The sequence below is a fragment of the Inhella gelatinilytica genome (genome assembly GCF_016093295.1).
GTDB classification, from domain to species: domain Bacteria; phylum Pseudomonadota; class Gammaproteobacteria; order Burkholderiales; family Burkholderiaceae_C; genus Inhella; species Inhella gelatinilytica.
Genome location: NZ_JAEDAL010000010.1, coordinates 51,703 through 67,631 on the forward strand (window position 1 = coordinate 51,703; position 15,929 = coordinate 67,631).

At 64.0% G+C, this 15,929-nt stretch carries 14 protein-coding genes; 8 read left to right on the top strand and 6 right to left on the bottom strand.

Going from position 1 to position 15,929, the window contains the following annotated elements:
- Nucleotides 1-2 precede the first annotated feature (2 nt).
- The 4 genes from I7X43_RS15245 to I7X43_RS15260 are packed head-to-tail and all read right to left on the bottom strand — an operon-like array spanning nt 3 to nt 5,189.
- The gene (locus I7X43_RS15245; protein WP_198101813.1) at nt 3-1,220 is read right to left on the bottom strand and encodes a molybdopterin molybdotransferase MoeA; all 1,218 of its coding nucleotides are present in this window, start codon (nt 1,218-1,220) and stop codon (nt 3-5) included.
- Complete coding sequence (gene thrC / locus I7X43_RS15250) at nt 1,217-2,623, bottom strand: threonine synthase (RefSeq protein WP_198101814.1); 1,407 nt, start codon at nt 2,621-2,623, stop codon at nt 1,217-1,219. The genes I7X43_RS15245 and thrC overlap by 4 nt, the downstream gene beginning before the upstream one ends.
- A 2-nt stretch (nt 2,624-2,625) precedes the next feature.
- Entirely contained in the window at nt 2,626-3,942 is a 1,317-nt protein-coding gene (locus I7X43_RS15255) for a homoserine dehydrogenase (RefSeq protein ID WP_198101853.1), read from the bottom strand.
- A gap of 11 nt (nt 3,943-3,953) precedes the next feature.
- Entirely contained in the window at nt 3,954-5,189 is a 1,236-nt protein-coding gene (locus I7X43_RS15260; RefSeq protein WP_198101815.1) for a pyridoxal phosphate-dependent aminotransferase, read from the bottom strand.
- A gap of 125 nt (nt 5,190-5,314) precedes the next feature.
- Between I7X43_RS15260 and I7X43_RS15265 the strand changes: the two genes are divergently transcribed.
- The 3 genes from I7X43_RS15265 to I7X43_RS15275 all read left to right on the top strand — a co-directional run bounded on the left by I7X43_RS15265 (nt 5,315) and on the right by I7X43_RS15275 (nt 8,121).
- The gene (locus I7X43_RS15265; protein WP_198101816.1) at nt 5,315-5,686 is read left to right on the top strand and encodes an Mth938-like domain-containing protein; all 372 of its coding nucleotides are present in this window, start codon (nt 5,315-5,317) and stop codon (nt 5,684-5,686) included.
- A gap of 152 nt (nt 5,687-5,838) precedes the next feature.
- The gene (locus tag I7X43_RS15270) at nt 5,839-6,327 is read left to right on the top strand and encodes a peroxiredoxin (RefSeq protein WP_198101817.1); all 489 of its coding nucleotides are present in this window, start codon (nt 5,839-5,841) and stop codon (nt 6,325-6,327) included.
- Nucleotides 6,328-6,462: 135 nt separating this feature from the next.
- The gene (locus I7X43_RS15275) at nt 6,463-8,121 is read left to right on the top strand and encodes a PhoH family protein (RefSeq protein WP_198101818.1); all 1,659 of its coding nucleotides are present in this window, start codon (nt 6,463-6,465) and stop codon (nt 8,119-8,121) included.
- 37 nt (nt 8,122-8,158) lie between these two features.
- Here the strand turns inward: I7X43_RS15275 and I7X43_RS15280 are convergent, their stop codons facing one another.
- Entirely contained in the window at nt 8,159-10,060 is a 1,902-nt protein-coding gene (locus tag I7X43_RS15280) for a propionate--CoA ligase (protein ID WP_198101819.1), read from the bottom strand.
- 178 nt (nt 10,061-10,238) lie between these two features.
- Here I7X43_RS15280 and I7X43_RS15285 point away from each other — a divergent pair, with 178 nt between their 5' ends.
- The 3 genes from I7X43_RS15285 (at nt 10,239) to mobA (ending at nt 12,644) form a co-directional block, all read left to right on the top strand.
- A complete protein-coding gene (locus tag I7X43_RS15285; protein WP_198101820.1) occupies nt 10,239-10,883 on the top strand; it encodes a C40 family peptidase in 645 nt (214 codons plus the stop codon).
- A gap of 65 nt (nt 10,884-10,948) precedes the next feature.
- Entirely contained in the window at nt 10,949-12,040 is a 1,092-nt protein-coding gene (moaA, locus tag I7X43_RS15290; protein WP_198101821.1) for a GTP 3',8-cyclase MoaA, read from the top strand.
- Nucleotides 12,033-12,644, top strand: a complete 612-nt coding sequence (mobA, locus tag I7X43_RS15295; protein ID WP_310737585.1) for a molybdenum cofactor guanylyltransferase MobA — start codon at nt 12,033-12,035, stop codon at nt 12,642-12,644. The genes moaA and mobA overlap by 8 nt, the downstream gene beginning before the upstream one ends.
- Before the next feature lie 9 nt (nt 12,645-12,653).
- On the opposite strand, the gene I7X43_RS15300 is transcribed toward mobA, so the two are convergent.
- Nucleotides 12,654-13,571 carry a patatin-like phospholipase family protein gene (locus tag I7X43_RS15300; protein WP_198101822.1) on the bottom strand — a complete coding sequence of 306 codons (918 nt, stop codon included), beginning with the start codon at nt 13,569-13,571 and terminating at the stop codon, nt 12,654-12,656.
- Between the two features lie 129 nt (nt 13,572-13,700).
- On the opposite strand from I7X43_RS15300, the gene I7X43_RS15305 reads away from it, so the two are divergent.
- Nucleotides 13,701-15,434, top strand: a complete 1,734-nt coding sequence (locus tag I7X43_RS15305) for a nitrite/sulfite reductase (protein WP_198101823.1) — start codon at nt 13,701-13,703, stop codon at nt 15,432-15,434.
- A complete protein-coding gene (locus I7X43_RS15310) occupies nt 15,431-15,916 on the top strand; it encodes a DUF934 domain-containing protein (RefSeq protein ID WP_198101824.1) in 486 nt (161 codons plus the stop codon). The genes I7X43_RS15305 and I7X43_RS15310 overlap by 4 nt, the downstream gene beginning before the upstream one ends.
- Nucleotides 15,917-15,929: the final 13 nt, after the last annotated feature.

Genomic DNA, 15,929 nt, shown 5'->3' on the forward strand with positions numbered 1-15,929 from the left:
GATCAAACCGCATTCAGCATCAAGGGGATGAAGCGTACCGCGTCACCCGGCTGTACAGCTTGACCCGGGGCAAGGCAGACCAAGCCCTGCGCCCAAGCCAGCGACGACAACACCCCAGAACCCTGGTGCCCATACCGCTCCACTTGGCCCTGCTCGTTCAGACGTGCGCGCAGAAATTCGCTGCGCTTGGGGTCCGGCCGGCTCCATGCAAAGGCCGCCGGCAGGGTCAAGGTGGGCTCGGCAACCTCGGCCTCCCCCGCCAGACGGCGCAGCAAGGGCCGCGCCAAAAGCAAGAACGTGACAAAGCTGGAGACGGGGTTACCCGGCAACCCCACGAAATGGGCATGCCCTCCGCCAGCGCGGTGGATGCGGCCGTACGCAAATGGTTTGCCTGGTTTGATGGCGATTTGCCACAGGTCCAACTGCCCCTGGGATTCCAGCGCGGGCTTGAGGTGATCCTCCTCGCCCACAGAGACGCCGCCACTGGTCAACACCAGATCAGCGGATTGAGCGGCATGGGCCAGAGCGTCCCGCGTGGCCTGGAGCTGGTCTGGAACGATCCCGAGGTCGTGTACTTCGCAGCCGAGGCCTTCGAGCAACGCACGCAAGGTGAAGCGATTGCTGTTGTAAATCGCACCCGGCGGCAAGGGATCGCCCGGCATGACCAACTCGTCGCCCGTGGAGAAAAGCGCCACCCGGACCGGCCGGCGGACCGGCAAGTGCGCCAAACCGACCGACGCGGCCAGGCCCAGATGGGCCGCCGACAGTCGCTGGCCGGCTGAAAGAATCTCGGCTCCCAGCCGAATGTCTTCCCCCGCACGGCGGATGTTTTGCTGGGGCTGGATCTCCGCCGGCAGGTGCACCCACACCTGCCCAGACTCGTCCGTGCGGGTCGCGCAGTGCTCTTGCATCACCACGGCTTGGGTACCAGCGGGAACACTGGCCCCAGTAAAGATGCGCGCCACGCCGTCGGCCGGGAGGGCTTCCGGCCACCGGCCAGCCGGCACCCGCTGCAGCACCGGACGCTCACATCCGGCATCGGTCAATCGAACGGCATACCCGTCCATCGCGCTGTTGTCTGCAGACGGCACGGAAATGGACGCCGCCTGCGCCCCCGCCAACACCCGTCCGCGGGCATGCGCCGTCAAAACAATTTCCGTATCGGCCACCGGTTCGACGGCCGCCAGCAGGCGCGTCAGCGCCTCGTTGAGTTGAATCATCCCAGTCCCAAGCAGTGATCGATCACGGCTCGAACTTGAGCCGCATCGGCGTCCACGACCTGGACGCGCTGGGGCAGATTTTCAATGCCTTCGAGATGCGCGGGGCGCGGTGGCTGCATCCCCGTGGCCTCCACCAAGGTGTCGGCAAACTTGGCGGGCAACGCGGTTTCGAGCACGATCATGGGCACGTCAGGTTGGCGCAGCGCCTCGGCCACCTTCAGTCCATCGGCGGTATGGGGGTCGATCAGCCGGCCCGTCTTGTGCCAACAGGCTCGAATCGTCGCGACCCGATCGGTGTGCGAACTGGCGCCGGAGGCAAATCCGTAGTGGGCGTGGACTCGCTCCATCGTCGCCGCATCGACCTCAAAGGCGCCGCCTTGAAACCGCGCGGCCACCTGTGCGCCATCTCGATCCATCACGTCGGCAATGAATCGTTCGAAGTTGCTGGCCTTGCTGATGTCCATGGACGGACTGCTGGTCGCGTGCGTGTGGGCAGCGCCTCGGGGGGCGTAGCGCCCGGTTCGGAAGAACTCATCGAGCACGTCGTTTTCATTGGTGGCGACCACCAACTGCTCTATGGGCAACCCCATTTGCCGCGCCACATGACCGGCACACACATTGCCGAAATTTCCGCTCGGCACCGTGAAGCTGACACGCTCGTCATTGGATTTTGTCGCTTGGAAGTAACCAGCAAAGTAATACACCACTTGGGCCAGCAGGCGCGCCCAGTTGATGCTATTGACCGTACCGATCTTGCGGCTCTTTTTGTAGGCCAGGTCGTTGGAAACCGCCTTGACGATGTCTTGGCAGTCGTCAAACACGCCCCGCACGGCCAGGTTGTGGATATTGGCATCCTGCAGGCTGAACATCTGCGCCTGCTGGAACGCACTCATTCGCCCGTGCGGACTGAGCATGAAAACATTCACCCCGGCGCGGCCGCGCATGGCGTATTCAGCGGCACTGCCCGTGTCTCCGCTGGTCGCCCCCAGGATGTTGAGTTGCTCGCCCCGGCGGCCCAACTCGTACTCGAACAAGGCGCCAAGCAACTGCATGGCCATGTCCTTGAAGGCCAGCGTAGGCCCGTTGGACAACTCTTCCAAGTAAAGGCCGGGTTCGAGCCGGTGCAGCGGCGTGATCTCCGCTCGCCCTCCGAACACTTCCGCCCGATAGGTTTGTGCACACAGGCGCCGCAAGTCCTCTGCGGGAATGTCGTCGATGTAGAGCGAAAGGATCTCGAACGCCAACTCGGCATAGCTCAGGGTGCGCCAGCTACTGAGCGTGGTGGCGTCCACTTTCGGGTAGCGCTCGGGCAAAAACAGGCCACCGTCTTCCGCCAGGCCTTCGAGCAAGATGTCGCAAAAGCGTTTGGGCACGCCACCGCCGCGGGTCGAGAGGTAGCGCATGGTCAAGCCAGTTCTTCCTTACGGATTCGAGCAATGGGAGCCAACACCGAGGGCAGGCTCTGCATGAACTCCTGCGCCCGGTCCATGCGCTCCTCCACCGTGGTGTGGGTCAGGATGATGAGATCCGTCTGACGCTCGCCCTCCAAACTCTCGCGTTGCAACACTGCGTCGATGCTGATGTCGTTTTCCGCCAGGATGGTGGTGATGCGGCTGAGTACGCCGGTTTCATCCGCCACCCGCAATCGCAGGTAATAGGCCGAGCGCACGCCACTCATCGGCAAGATCGGCGTGGTCCCCATTTGGTCGGGCTGGAAAGCCAGATGAGGAACGCGATGGTCGGGGTCGGCCGTGGCCAGGCGCGTTACATCCACCAAGTCCGCGACAACCGATGAGGCCGTGGGTTCGGCCCCCGCCCCCTTGCCGTAATACAGCGTGGTGCCCACCGCATCCCCTTGCACCATCACCGCGTTCATCGCGCCTTCGACGTTGGCAATCAACCGCTGGGCAGGAATCAGCGTGGGGTGCACCCGCAGTTCGATCCCCCCCAATTCGTCACGTCGCCGTGTGATGCCCAACAGTTTGATTCGGTAGCCCAGCTGCTCGGCGTATTTGATGTCAATCGCCTGCAGCCCGGTAATGCCCTGGATGTGCGCCTTGTCGAATTGCACGGGTGTACCGAAAGCAATCGCCGACAAGATCGTCAGCTTGTGGGCGGCATCAATCCCTTCAATGTCAAAGGTCGGGTCGGCCTCGGCGTACCCCAACCGCTGGGCTTCTTTCAGGACCACCTCGAAATCCAAGCCCTTGGCCCGCATCTCGCTCAAGATGAAATTGGTCGTGCCGTTGATGATGCCCGCTACCCACTCGATCCGATTGCCCGCCAAAGACTCTCGAAGGGCCTTGATGATGGGAATCCCCCCAGCGACCGCCGCTTCAAAGGCCACCATGACCCCCTTGGCTTGGGCGCGGGCAAAGACCTCATTGCCATGGGTGGCCAGCAAGGCCTTGTTGGCGGTCACCACGTGCTTGCCGGCGTCAATCGCAGCCAGCACAACGTCCTTGGCCACGCTCTCGCCCCCGATCAACTCGACCACGATGTCAATTTCGGGATCTCGCACGATGTCCATGGGGTCTGCCACCACGCGAATGCCTTCAGCCACCTGGGCCCGCGCCGCGGCCAAGTCACGCCGACAAACCGCCGCCACCTCAATTCGGCGACCGGCGCGACGGCTGATTTCCTCTTGGTTGCGCGTCAGCACTTGGTAAGTGCCACCGCCCACAGTGCCGAAGCCCAGCAGGCCTACTTTGATGGGTTTCAAGATCGTCATGGTTATTCGGTTGCGTGACGTTTGCGATAGCCCGACAAGAAGCGAGCGATACGAGCGATGGCCTCTTCCAGGTCATCGAGATGAGGGAGGAACACCAGACGGAAGTGCTGGGTATCCCCATGGTTGAAGCCCGTCCCTTGCACGATCAGCACCTTTTCCGCTGCTAGCAATTCATAAGCGAACTGCTGGTCATCCGCGATGGGGTACAGCTTGGGGTCAAGACGGGGAAACATGTAAAGCGCACCTTGCGGCTTCACCACGCTCACGCCTGGAATGGCGCTGAGCAATTCATAGGCCCGGTCGCGCTGACGCGCCAGACGTCCGCCCGGAGCCACCAAGTCTTTGATGCTCTGGTATCCCCCCAGCGCCGTTTGGATGGCCAGTTGGCCGGGCGTGTTGGCGCACAGGCGCAGCGAGGCCAGCATGTTCAAGCCCTCGATGAAGTCCTGCGCATGGGCTTTGTTGCCACTGACGATCATCCAGCCCGAGCGAAACCCACAGCTGCGGTAGTTTTTCGACAAACCACCAAAGGTGAGCACCAGCACATCCGTGGCCAACGAGGCCATGGCGACATGCTCAGCCCCATCGAAAAGCGTCTTGTCGTAAATCTCGTCCGCGAGGATGACCAGCCCGTGCTCGCGCGCAATTTGCAGGATTCCCAGCAGGGTTTCCCTCGGGTACACGGCCCCCGTGGGGTTGTTGGGGTTGATAACCGCGATGCCCTTTGTGCGGGGCGTGATCTTGGCTCGCATATCGGCCAAGTCCGGCAACCAACCGTTCTCTTCGCGGCACAGGTAGTGCACCGGCTTGCCTCCCGCCAGACCCGTCACCGCCGTGTACAGCGGGTAGTCAGGCGAGGGAACCAGCAGTTCATCCCCCTCATCCAGCAGGCCGTTGACGGCCATGGTGATGAGCTCGGAAACCCCATTCCCCAAATAGACGTCGTCCACGGCAACGCCGGCAATGCCCAACTGCTGCGTGTAGTGCACCACCGCCTTACGCGCAGAAAACAGTCCCTTGCTGTCGGTGTACCCAGCGGCCTCCGCACCCGGCAGGTTGCGGATCATGTCCTGAACAATTTCGTCGGGCGGCAGCAAACCAAACGCTGCAACGTTGCCGATATTCAGCTTGATGATCTTGTGGCCTTCGTCCTCCATTTGCCGCGCCTTGTCGAGCACGGGTCCGCGGATGTCGTAATTCACGGTGGCCAAACGGGCCGATTTCTTCAAAGGATTCAAGGCCAGGACTCCAGGTGCGCCACTTGATAATGCTGCGGCGCACACAAAACAACGGGGGTTGATTTCAACACAGCGCACCCCGTCAGCATTCGCGAACCACGCAGGCTTTCTCGATTCCAACGGCCATGAAGTTTCAACTCGATCAGCCTGAGGGCGTCAACAACATCACGCGAATGGAACCCGGCCGGGTGTGGGTCGGGCCTGAGGCCCATGAACGCGCCGTCCTGGTGCCTTGGCAAGGCGCTGCGCAGGCGTGGGCCCCTGCAACATTCGAGCAGCTGTCACGGGAACACTTTGCACCCATGCTCGCCCTACGCCCCGAGTTGGTTATCTTGGGGACCGGGCCTCGCCACCGGTTCGCCCACCCCGCGCTCTATCGGGACCTGATCGAAGCCGGCATTGGCCTCGAAGCCATGGAGTTGCACGCCGCCTGCCGCACCTTCAACGTCTTGGCAGGGGAAGGCCGAAAAGTTCTCGCCGCCCTTCTCTTTGGGTAGGCTGACTTTGGTTATGGGCTTGCCAAGCCCTTTATAATCTCAGGCTGTGCCCGTTTTGTGCTGATTACAAGCCCCCTATTGGCTTGTGATTGCCTTCAATGGGGCTGACCCAGGGCACGTGGGTTGGCCCTCAGCCGCGAGACCCCGACCTCATGACGCCTGCGCTCAACAAAGCCCTTCCCGACATCGAGGCCCAAGCCACCGGCGGGCTCAAGTTCACGCAGCATAGCTATGCTGGCCGTTTCCTGGTGCTGTATTTCTACCCGAAAGACAACACGCCGGGCTGTACCACCGAAGCGATGCAGTTCCGTGATCATTACAAAGAATTCACACAACTGGGTGCTGTGGTGGTCGGCGTGTCGCGCGACAACCTGATTTCGCACAACAAATTCAAAGAAACATTGGGCCTGCCCTTTGACTTGGTCGCTGACACCGAGGAAAAGCTCTGCCACATGTTCGGCGTGGTCAAGAACAAGATCATGTACGGCAAAAAGGTCAAGGGTATTGAGCGCTCCACCTTCCTGATCGACCCCCGTGGCGTGCTGCGCGCCGAGTGGCGCGGCCTGAAAGTTGCCGGGCATGTCGAGGAAGTTCTGGAAGCCATCAAGGCCCTGCAACCCGAGACGCAACAGGCCGCCTGATCAGGGGTTTTCCCTCCACAAAGCCCGGTCCTGCCGGGCTTTGTGCTTTCTGCATAATGGGCTCATGCACTGCCCCTGCGCCGTAGCCCCCAAAGCCGCCCCTGTGAGGGCGGCTTTTTGCTTTTTGGAGTTTTGATGCCCCTGCCCAAGCCGCCGACCAAGAAAGCTGATCGCGTGACCCCCACCGCCCTGGCGCAAGACCTGAAGCCGGGTGCAGTCCCCAAAGCCAAGCCGACGCGCAAGCGGGGGGTTGTCGAGCCGACATCCACCGCCATGGCCGCCGCCAGTTCGCCAGCAGTGCCCATGGCAAGCCCCCCGTCCCGCCTCAGCCCCGTCGTCGCCGCGACCCCCACTCAGGCCCCCAAACGACGCCGCGGCCCGGTGCGCACGGGGGAGCCTCCCAAGCTTTTTGTGCTGGACACCAACGTGCTGATGCACGACCCCATGTCGCTGTTCCGCTTCGACGAACACGACATCTTCTTGCCCATGATGACGCTGGAAGAGCTCGACGGTCACAAAAAGGGCATGAGCGAGGTGGCGCGCAACGTCCGTCAGGTCAGCCGGGAATTAGATGCCCTCGCGGCCTCCATGAAGACCCAGTCACTGGAGGAAATGGCCAAAGGCCTGCCCCTGGATCACAGCGGGCACAAAGAGGCCGCCGGCCGCCTGTACTTTCAAACCGAAACACTGCAACCCGCCTTGCCCATGGCGCTGCCAGCCGGCAAGGCCGACAACCAGATCCTGGGGGTGGTGCAGGCACTCAAAGAGAAAGACCCGGCGCGCGACGTGGTCTTGGTGTCCAAGGACATCAACATGCGCATCAAGGCCCGCGCCCTGGGCCTGCCCGCCGAAGACTACCGCAACGACAAAGCACTCGAAGACAGCGACCTGCTGTACACCGGCGTTCAGGCGCTACCGTCGGACTTTTGGGACCGTCACGGCAAGACCATGGAGAGCTGGTCCTCAGGCGGCCAGACTTTTTACCGAATCAGCGGCCCATTGGTGCCATCGTTGCTCGTCAACGAAATGGTCTACCTGGAAGCCCCGGGACAAGCGCCCCTGCACGCGCGCGTGAGTGAAATCACGGGCAAACAGGCGGTTTTGCGCACGCTGAAAGATTTCACCAACCCCAAGCACGGGGTGTGGGGCATCACCGCCCGCAATCGAGAACAGAACTTCGCCCTCAATTTGCTGATGGACCCCGAGGTTGACTTGGTCACCCTCACCGGCACAGCCGGTACGGGCAAGACCTTGCTGGCCCTCGCCGCGGGGCTCACTCAAGTGTTGGACGAGCGACGCTACAGCGAAATCATCGTCACGCGCGTCACCGTTCCCGTGGGTGAGGACATTGGTTTCTTGCCCGGCACGGAAGAGGAAAAGATGAGCCCCTGGATGGGGGCCCTGGATGACAACCTGGAAGTGTTGACCCGTGGCGACGGCGCCGCCGGGGAATGGGGGCGTGCCGCGACGGCAGATTTGATGCGTTCCAAGGTGCGCATCAAGAGCCTGAACTTCATGCGCGGACGGACTTTCCTGAACAAGTTCGTCATCATCGACGAGGCTCAAAACCTGACGCCCAAGCAAATGAAAACCTTGCTGACCCGTGCCGGCCCGGGCACCAAGATGATTTGCCTGGGCAACTTGGCCCAGATCGACACGCCCTACCTCACGGAAGGGAGTTCGGGGTTGACGTTTTGCGTGGATCGTTTCAAGGGCTGGTCGCACAGCGGCCACATCACGCTGGCCCGGGGCGAGCGCTCGCGTTTGGCAGACTTCGCTTCCGAGGTCCTTTGAGGGCAAAGGCCCCGTCCACTTGGCGGGGCCTTTGCCCTCAAACGGGTCTCAACTTTTGCGCCAGGGCTTGCAGCGTTGTCGCATCCTCCAGCGTCGAGAGGTCCCCCAGTTCCCTGCCCTCGCACAGTGCCTGCATGGCGCGCCGCAGCAACTTGCCCGACCGGGTCTTCGGTAAAGCGGCCACGGCGTGGACCCGGGCCGGTCGCGCCACGGCACCCAGTTGCTCATTCACCTGCTGCCCCACCTGACGCGCCAATTCGTCTTCGCTCAGGTCTGCCTGCTTCGGAACGACAAAAGCCACCGCCACTTGGCCCTTGAGTTCATCCGCCACCCCCACCACGGCAACTTCGGCCACCGATGCCAAGCCTGCGATGCATTCCTCAATCTCGCGCGTCCCCAAGCGGTGGCCCGCCACGTTGATAACGTCGTCGCTGCGCCCCAGAATGAAGGTGTAGCCCTCGCTGTCACGCGTGGCCACGTCGAACGTGGAATACAACTGGCGGCCCGGAATGCTGGACCAATAGGTTTTCACATACCGTGCATCGTCCCGCCACACGGTCTGCAAGCACCCCGGTGGCAGTGGGTAATCTAAAGCCAGCACGCCTTTCTGGTTGGGCCCTTCCAGGGTGGCGCCGGTTTCCGGGTCCACGAGCACCGCGTTGTAGCCATACATGGGAACCCCAGGGCTACCCAAGCGCTCATTCATGGGGGCCACACCGCGGGCCAGCGTCAGGATGGGCCAGCCGGTTTCCGTCTGCCAGTAGTTATCGACCACGGGCTTGCCCAGGGCATCGCGAATCCAGCGCGCCGTGGGCTCATCCAGCGGCTCACCGGCAAGGAAAAGGGAGCGCAGCGAGCTCAAATCGCTCTGTGACAGGTACGCGGGGTCGGCCTTGCGCAAAACCCGCACGGCGGTCGGAGCGCTAAACATAACGGTGACTTGGTACTCCTGGACCAAGCGCCACCAAATGCCAGGATCCGGCCGAATGGGCAAGCCCTCCACCATCAAAGTGGCCATCCCGGCGATCAACGGACCATAGACGATGTAGCTGTGCCCGACCACCCAACCAATATCGCTGGTGGAAAAGAACGTCTCGCCAGGTCGGCCATCAAAGATGTGGCGAATACTGGCGGCCAGCGCGACGGCGTAGCCCCCGACATCTCGCTGTACCCCCTTGGGTTTACCGGTGGTGCCGCTGGTGTAGAGCGTGTAGCTGACCTCGTTGGATTCAAGCCACTCGCAGGGCACGCGCTCCTGCGCTACCGCTTCGCGTTCGGCGGCGTAATCCAAGTCCCGCCCAGGCTGACGCTCAATCGGAACCAGGCCGCGGTCGATCCACAGCACCCGATCCACCTTGTGGGCACTTAGACGCAGCGCCTCCTCCAGCAGCGGTTGATAGCCCTGCACTTTGCCGCCGCGACTGCCCGCATCACAACTGACCACCAGCTTGGGCGTGCAGTCTTCAATCCGGCCGGCCAAGCTGTGGCTGGCAAAACCACCGAACACCACAGAGTGAATGGCGCCGATCCGAGCGCACGCGAGCATGGCAAACACCGCTTCCGGCACCATCGGGCAATAGATCAAGACCCGATCCCCAGGTCCCACGCCGTGCCGGCGCAGGATGGCCGCGGTGGCCTCCACTTCGCGCTGCAGGGCGGCAAATGTCCACTCACGTCGTTGATCCACCTCGGTGGACACCCAAATCAACGCGCGTCGGTCGGGGTGCGTTGCCGCATGCCGGTCCACCGCGTTGTGGCACAAATTGGTGCGGCCGCCGACGAACCACCGGGCAAAGGGCGGATGCGTCGTATCCACCACCTGATCGAAGGGCCGCTCCCAATCAATCAGATCAGCCTGTTCGGCCCAAAAGGCCGCGGGGTCCGCCAATGACCGCGCATGAAACTCGGCATATCGGCACGTCGGATCGGCAGCACTCATCGAAAGCTCCTTTTGGTGTCCCTCAGCATCAGAGGGCCTGCGGCTGACAGGATGCTGACCCTCCCCCCTCGGGAAAGCCCGTAGCGCTCGCGTTAGCACACTTGACGGCACCCCAAAGCCGCCGGCACACTCCGAGCTTTTCGGATTTCGCCAACTCGTTGCGATTAAACAACAGCCCATGAACGTTCGCCGGACCTTTCGTCACCCAGCCGCAGCCCTCATCCTGGGCCTTTGCGTGGCATGGGGGGCTCAGGCCAACCCAGCGAATGGCCCACCCCACCCCGATGCACCCTCGGCGAGTGCCAGCAGCCCCGCGCCAAGCGGAGCGCAAGGGGCGGCCCAGCGCGGCGCGATCGAGCGGTTTTTGGCGGACAAGGGCTGGATGGGGCCCCCAGGTGAGGCCGACACCCCGACCTTGCTGGGTCAGGTCCGCGATGGCGCCACAACCATGGTGCGGGCGGCGATGGGCTTCTTGGGCGTTCCCTACCAACGCGGCGGCAACACCGCCGCGCAGGGCTTTGACTGCAGTGGTTTCACCCGCTATGTTTTTGAACACAGTTTGGGTTTGGTGCTGCCGCGCCGCGCAGACGAACAAGCCCGGCTGACCGATTTGCTGCCCATTGCGCGCGAAGAACTCAAACCCGGAGACTTGGTGTTTTTCAACACCATGCGGCGGACCTTTTCGCACGTGGGCATTTATGTGGGTGAAAACAAGTTCATCCACGCGCCCCGGGCGGGTGCGGTCGTGCGGGTCGAAGACATGCGCGACAGCTATTGGGAGCGCCGTTTTACGGGGGCCCGGCGTGCACCCATTGCGAATTGAGATCTCGCAAGCTCTGCTCAGGCTGAGGTTTTTGCACGCGGGCAATCCGCCACAATCGCGACGTCATGCAAGAGACGCGCATCCCCGTCAGCTTTCTACGCCGCCCTGACCTGCTCCAGCCCGGCGAGCGTCCATTGGACCGTCTCGGCCGCCCGCTGCGGGATTTGCGCATCTCGGTGACCGACCGCTGCAACTTCCGCTGCAGCTATTGCATGCCCAAAGAGGTGTTTGGCCCGGGCTACAAGTTCCTGCCCCAGGCTGAGTTGCTGAGCTTCGAAGAGATCACCCGAGCTGCAGCGGCGTTTGTGCAGTTGGGGGTGGAAAAGATCCGGCTGACCGGGGGCGAACCGCTGATGCGCCGTGACCTGCACCGCCTCGTGGCCCAACTCGCAGCCCTGCGCACGCCGGACGGCAAGCCGCTGGACCTGACGTTGACCACCAATGGCGCCCTGCTCGGCCGCCAAGCACAGGCCCTGCGGGACGCCGGGTTGCAGCGCGTTACCGTGAGCCTAGACGCCCTGGACGACGCGCTGTTCCGCCGCATCAATGATGTGAACTTCCCCGTCGCGGACGTGTTGGCGAGCATTGCCACCGCGCAGCGGCTGGGCTTTGCCCCGATCAAGATCAACATGGTGGTGCAGCGCGGCGTCAACGAGCACGAGGTGCTGCGGCTGGCCGAGCACTTCCGGGGCAGCGGCTTGATCCTGCGCTTCATCGAATTCATGGACGTGGGCTGCACCAATGGCTGGCGCATGGACCAGGTCGTTCCCAGCGGTGAGTTGGTCGACCTCATCTCCGCGCGCTGGCCTCTGGTGCCCCTGGAGGCCTGCAAGCCCGGAGAAACCGCCGAGCGCTGGGCTTATGCCGACGGCGCGGGTGAACTGGGCTTCATCTCCAGCGTCACGCGTGCCTTTTGCGCCGACTGCAACCGCGCCCGACTCTCCACCGACGGACGGGTGTTTCACTGCCTGTTCGCCCACCAGGGCTACAGCCTGCGCCACCTGCTGCGCGATGGCCACAGCAGCGATGCCGTGCTGGCGGGGGTGATCGGCGCCCACTGGCAAGGTCGGCAGGACCGCTATTCTGAGCTGCGCGCCCTCGCCAGCGAAGACGCGCCGGCACGCCCGCGCGTGGAAATGCATTTCATCGGTGGCTGACACGGGCCGCCTTGCCGCAGTGGTGCTGGCCGGCGGCGAAGGCCGGCGCATGGGCGGCCAGGACAAAGGCCTGCTGCTGTGGCAAGGCCAGCCCCTGGTGGATGCGGTGCTGGCACGCATCCGCGCCCAAGAGGCGATCCGCTTCAGCGCACTGGCCCTCAGCGCCAACCGACATTTGGACGTTTACGCCACGCGGGGTTTGCCGGTGCTGCCGGACGCCCCAGCCCATGTCGGATGCGGCCCGCTGGCCGGCCTGCGCGAAGCCCTGCGCTTTGCTCAAGCGCAGGGCTGCGAAGCGGTGTGGGTACTGCCCTGCGACGCCCCGCGCATGCCCCTCGACCTTGCCCGTCGCCTCCGCGCTGCGCTGGGCCCGGGCGCCTCAGCGGCGGTGCCCGTGCTGGAAGGCGAAGCGGGTGAACCGCGCTGGCAGCCCGCCCATGCCCTGCTGACCGTGGACACCCTGGCCGCGCTGGACGCGGCGCTCGCGCAAGGCGAGCGGCGGGTGATGGGCTGGCTGCGCAGCTTGGATCCCGTGGCCGTGCCTTACCCGCCTACAGCCGCCCCGGCCTTTGCCAACCTGAACCGGCCCGAAGACTTGATCTGACGCCCGCCCTCAGCGCGGTGCCACGGCTTTTCGCAGGCGCTCCAGGCCCGCCAGAGCCGCCGCCCGACCGGCCGCGATGGCCTGTTTTCGCGCGGTGAAGTCACTGGATGCCACGCCATTCAGTTCGGGCCGCAGCACCACCTCGGCCTCGCGCAGCTCCAGCGCGTTGATGGAACGCCCCATGATGGCCACGGTTTGCATCAGCATGCTGAAGGGGTCCGTCTTGAGTTGAGGGTTGGGCGGGCTGCTGATGTCAATCGCGATCACCACCTCGGCCCCCATTTGACGGGCGAAGCGCACCGGCACGGGCGCCACCAGACCACCATCGACGAACGCCTTGCCGTTGATCTCGACGGGCTGGAAGACCGCGGGGACCGCACTGCTGGCCCGGACCGCCAGGCCGGTATCGCCGGTGCGGAACATCACGCCCTGCCCGTCCGCCAACTGCGTGGCGACGATGCCAAGCGGCATCGGCAATTGCTCCAGATTGCGTCCACCGGTCTGGGCCCGCACGTAGCGGGCCAGCGCCTCGCCCTTGATCAAGCCCTTGAGCGGGAAGGACCAATCCGTGATGGCGCCCTCGTCCATCGTCTCGGCCAGACGTGCCAGTTCTGCCCCGCTCTTGCCGCTGGCGTACAGCGCGGCCACCAGGCTGCCGGCCGAGGTGCCGACGACCAGGTCCGGGCGAATGCCCGCTTCCTCCAGCACCTGGATCACCCCAATGTGCGCAAAGCCCCGCGCGGCCCCGCCCCCCAGCGCCAGCGCCACTTTGGGCGCTTTCAACACCCGAGGGGGGGGCTCTGGCGTCGGGGGGGGCGCAGGCGGGGTGACGGGGGCGGTGGAACACCCCGCCAACAGCGTCACCCCCAAAACCCAGGCCAAGAGGCCCTGCCGAGCCGTCCAAAACGCATGCAAGTCTCGTCTCATGGACCCATTGTCGGAGACCCCCGTTCCAGCCCCGTCCACACGCCGACCACCAATTAAAACCAATAGATATATTTTTCGAACAAAAAAGTCGTTTTAGAAATATGAGGAACTCCCTAGAGTCGCGCTGCCATGTATCGCTACACCGCTTTCGACCGCCACTTCGTCCACCAGCGCGCCGCGCAGTACCGCGACCAGCTGGAGCGCCACCTGAACGGGCAACTCAGCACGGACGAGTTCCGCCCGTTGCGCCTACAAAACGGCTGGTACGTCCAGCGGCACGCGCCCATGCTGCGCGTCGCCATCCCCTACGGCGAGTTGAGCAGCGTGCAGCTGCGGCAACTGGCCAAGATTGCCCGCGAGTACGACGTCGTGACCAGCGGGCCCTTCCAGGCCCATGGCGGCTACGGCCACTTCACGACGCGCCAGAACCTTCAGTACAACTGGATTCCGCTCCATCGCAGCGCCGAGGTAATGGAATTGCTGGCCGCCGTGGACATGCACGGCATCCAAACCAGCGGCAACTGCATCCGCAACATCACCAGCGATGTGACCGCGGGCATTGCGCCGGACGAGATCGTCGACCCCCGCCCCTATTGCGAAATCCTGCGTCAGTGGTCCACGCTGCACCCGGAATTCGCGCACCTGCCGCGCAAGTTCAAGATTGCGGTCAGCGGCGCACTCGAAGACCGTGCCGCCATCCTCTGGCATGACATCGGCCTGCAGCTGAAAAAGGACGCGAGCGGCGCCGTCGGCTTCCAGGTTTTCGTGGGTGGCGGCATGGGCCGCACCCCCATCATCGCCACCGAGGTCGCTGCCTTTGTGCCTTGGCAGCAAATTCTGGTGTTCCTGGAAGCGATCGTTCGGGTCTACAACTTGGCGGGCCGCCGTGACAACCTCTACAAGGCCCGCATCAAGATCCTGGTCAAGGCCGACGGCCAGAAGTTCATCGACGCGGTGAACGCCGAGTTCCAGGCCATCCTGGCAGGAGACCTGGGCGGCCATGAGCAGCTGATCCCCGAGGCTGAGTTGGCGCGGGTCCAGGCATATTTCGTCGACCCGGCCGACGTGAGCCCCACCCCGCCGCTGGACCCCGCCACGCTCTCCAGCGACCCAGCCTACCAGCGTTGGTTGACCCGCAATGTCCAAGGCCATCGGGTCGCTGGATTCCGTGCCGTCACCCTCAGCCTCAAGCGAGTGGGCATTCCACCGGGCGATACCAGCGCCGACATGATGGAGGCGGCTGCAGAGCTCGCCGACCGATTCAGCCAGGGCGAGTTGCGGGTGAGCCATCGGCAAAACCTGCTGCTGCCTTGGGTACGGGAGTCCGACTTGTGGGCGCTCTTTCAGGCCGCCCGCGCCGCCGGGTTCGCCACCGCCAACGCAACGCTGCTGACCGACCAAATCGCCTGCCCCGGCGGTGACTACTGCGCCCTGGCCAACGCCCGTTCGCTGCCCATCGCCGCCGCCATTGCCGAGCGCTATCAAGACCTGGATGAACTCGAAGACTTGGGCGCCATTGACCTGCACATCAGCGGCTGCATCAACAGCTGTGGCCACCACCACAGCGGCCACATCGGCATTCTGGGAGTCGACAAGGACGGCACGGAGTGGTACCAGCTGACGCTGGGCGGCAGCGACGGCAGCACCCTGTCGGGCGCCGCGATGCCCGGCAAGGTGATTGGTCCGAGCTTTGCCGCGGATGAGATTGCTGACGCCGTGGAAGCGGTGCTCGAAACCTACAAACAGCAGCGCCAAGAGGCCGAACGCTTCGTCGAGACCGTCAAACGTCTGGGCCTGGAGCCGTTCAAGAGCGCGGCCAACGCCGTGCGGGTGGTCACTGCGCGCACGGGAGTCCCCGCATGAAATTCATCGACCCCCACCAAGACGTTTGGCAACACGCCGTGGGTGAAGACGGCCCGAAGCCGGATCCCGATCCGGCGCCGAACCGCTTGCTCAGTCTGGAGCAATGGCATGCCGTGCGGGCGCACTGGCCGACCGCGCACCCGATTGCGCTGGAGTTCCCCAACGATGCGGATGTTGCGCTGCTGGCGCCCGACCTGGATCGCATCGCCCTGGTGGTGCTGGAGTTCCCCAAGTGGACCGATGGCCGCGCCTACAGCCAAGCCCGCTTGCTGCGCGCCCGCTATCGCTTTGCCGGCGCCATTCGGGCCCGGGGTGAAGTGTTGGTTGACATGCTGCAGCTGCTGACCCGTACGGGGTTTGACCAAGCCCAACTGCGCGGGGATCAGTCCCAGGCTGCCGCGCGCCGCGCCCTGGAGTTTTTTGCGCAGGGCTTTTACCAAGGGGACGTGCACGAGCCCCGCCCACTTTTCGCCCGCGCCTGAGCGCCCGCGCCCG

What these genes read in the sequence shown, in the direction of transcription:
- I7X43_RS15270 (WP_198101817.1), top strand. Translation starts at nt 5,839, where the DNA reads ATGACGCCTGCGCTCAACAAAGCCCTTCCCGACATCGAGGCCCAAGCC.
- moaA (WP_198101821.1), top strand. Translation starts at nt 10,949, where the DNA reads ATGCAAGAGACGCGCATCCCCGTCAGCTTTCTACGCCGCCCTGACCTG.
- thrC (WP_198101814.1), bottom strand. Translation starts at nt 2,623, where the DNA reads ATGCGCTACCTCTCGACCCGCGGCGGTGGCGTGCCCAAACGCTTTTGC.
- I7X43_RS15280 (WP_198101819.1), bottom strand. Translation starts at nt 10,060, where the DNA reads ATGAGTGCTGCCGATCCGACGTGCCGATATGCCGAGTTTCATGCGCGG.
- I7X43_RS15265 (WP_198101816.1), top strand. Translation starts at nt 5,315, where the DNA reads ATGAAGTTTCAACTCGATCAGCCTGAGGGCGTCAACAACATCACGCGA.
- I7X43_RS15275 (WP_198101818.1), top strand. Translation starts at nt 6,463, where the DNA reads ATGCCCCTGCCCAAGCCGCCGACCAAGAAAGCTGATCGCGTGACCCCC.
- I7X43_RS15300 (WP_198101822.1), bottom strand. Translation starts at nt 13,571, where the DNA reads ATGAGACGAGACTTGCATGCGTTTTGGACGGCTCGGCAGGGCCTCTTG.
- I7X43_RS15310 (WP_198101824.1), top strand. Translation starts at nt 15,431, where the DNA reads ATGAAATTCATCGACCCCCACCAAGACGTTTGGCAACACGCCGTGGGT.
- I7X43_RS15305 (WP_198101823.1), top strand. Translation starts at nt 13,701, where the DNA reads ATGTATCGCTACACCGCTTTCGACCGCCACTTCGTCCACCAGCGCGCC.
- I7X43_RS15285 (WP_198101820.1), top strand. Translation starts at nt 10,239, where the DNA reads ATGAACGTTCGCCGGACCTTTCGTCACCCAGCCGCAGCCCTCATCCTG.
- I7X43_RS15245 (WP_198101813.1), bottom strand. Translation starts at nt 1,220, where the DNA reads ATGATTCAACTCAACGAGGCGCTGACGCGCCTGCTGGCGGCCGTCGAA.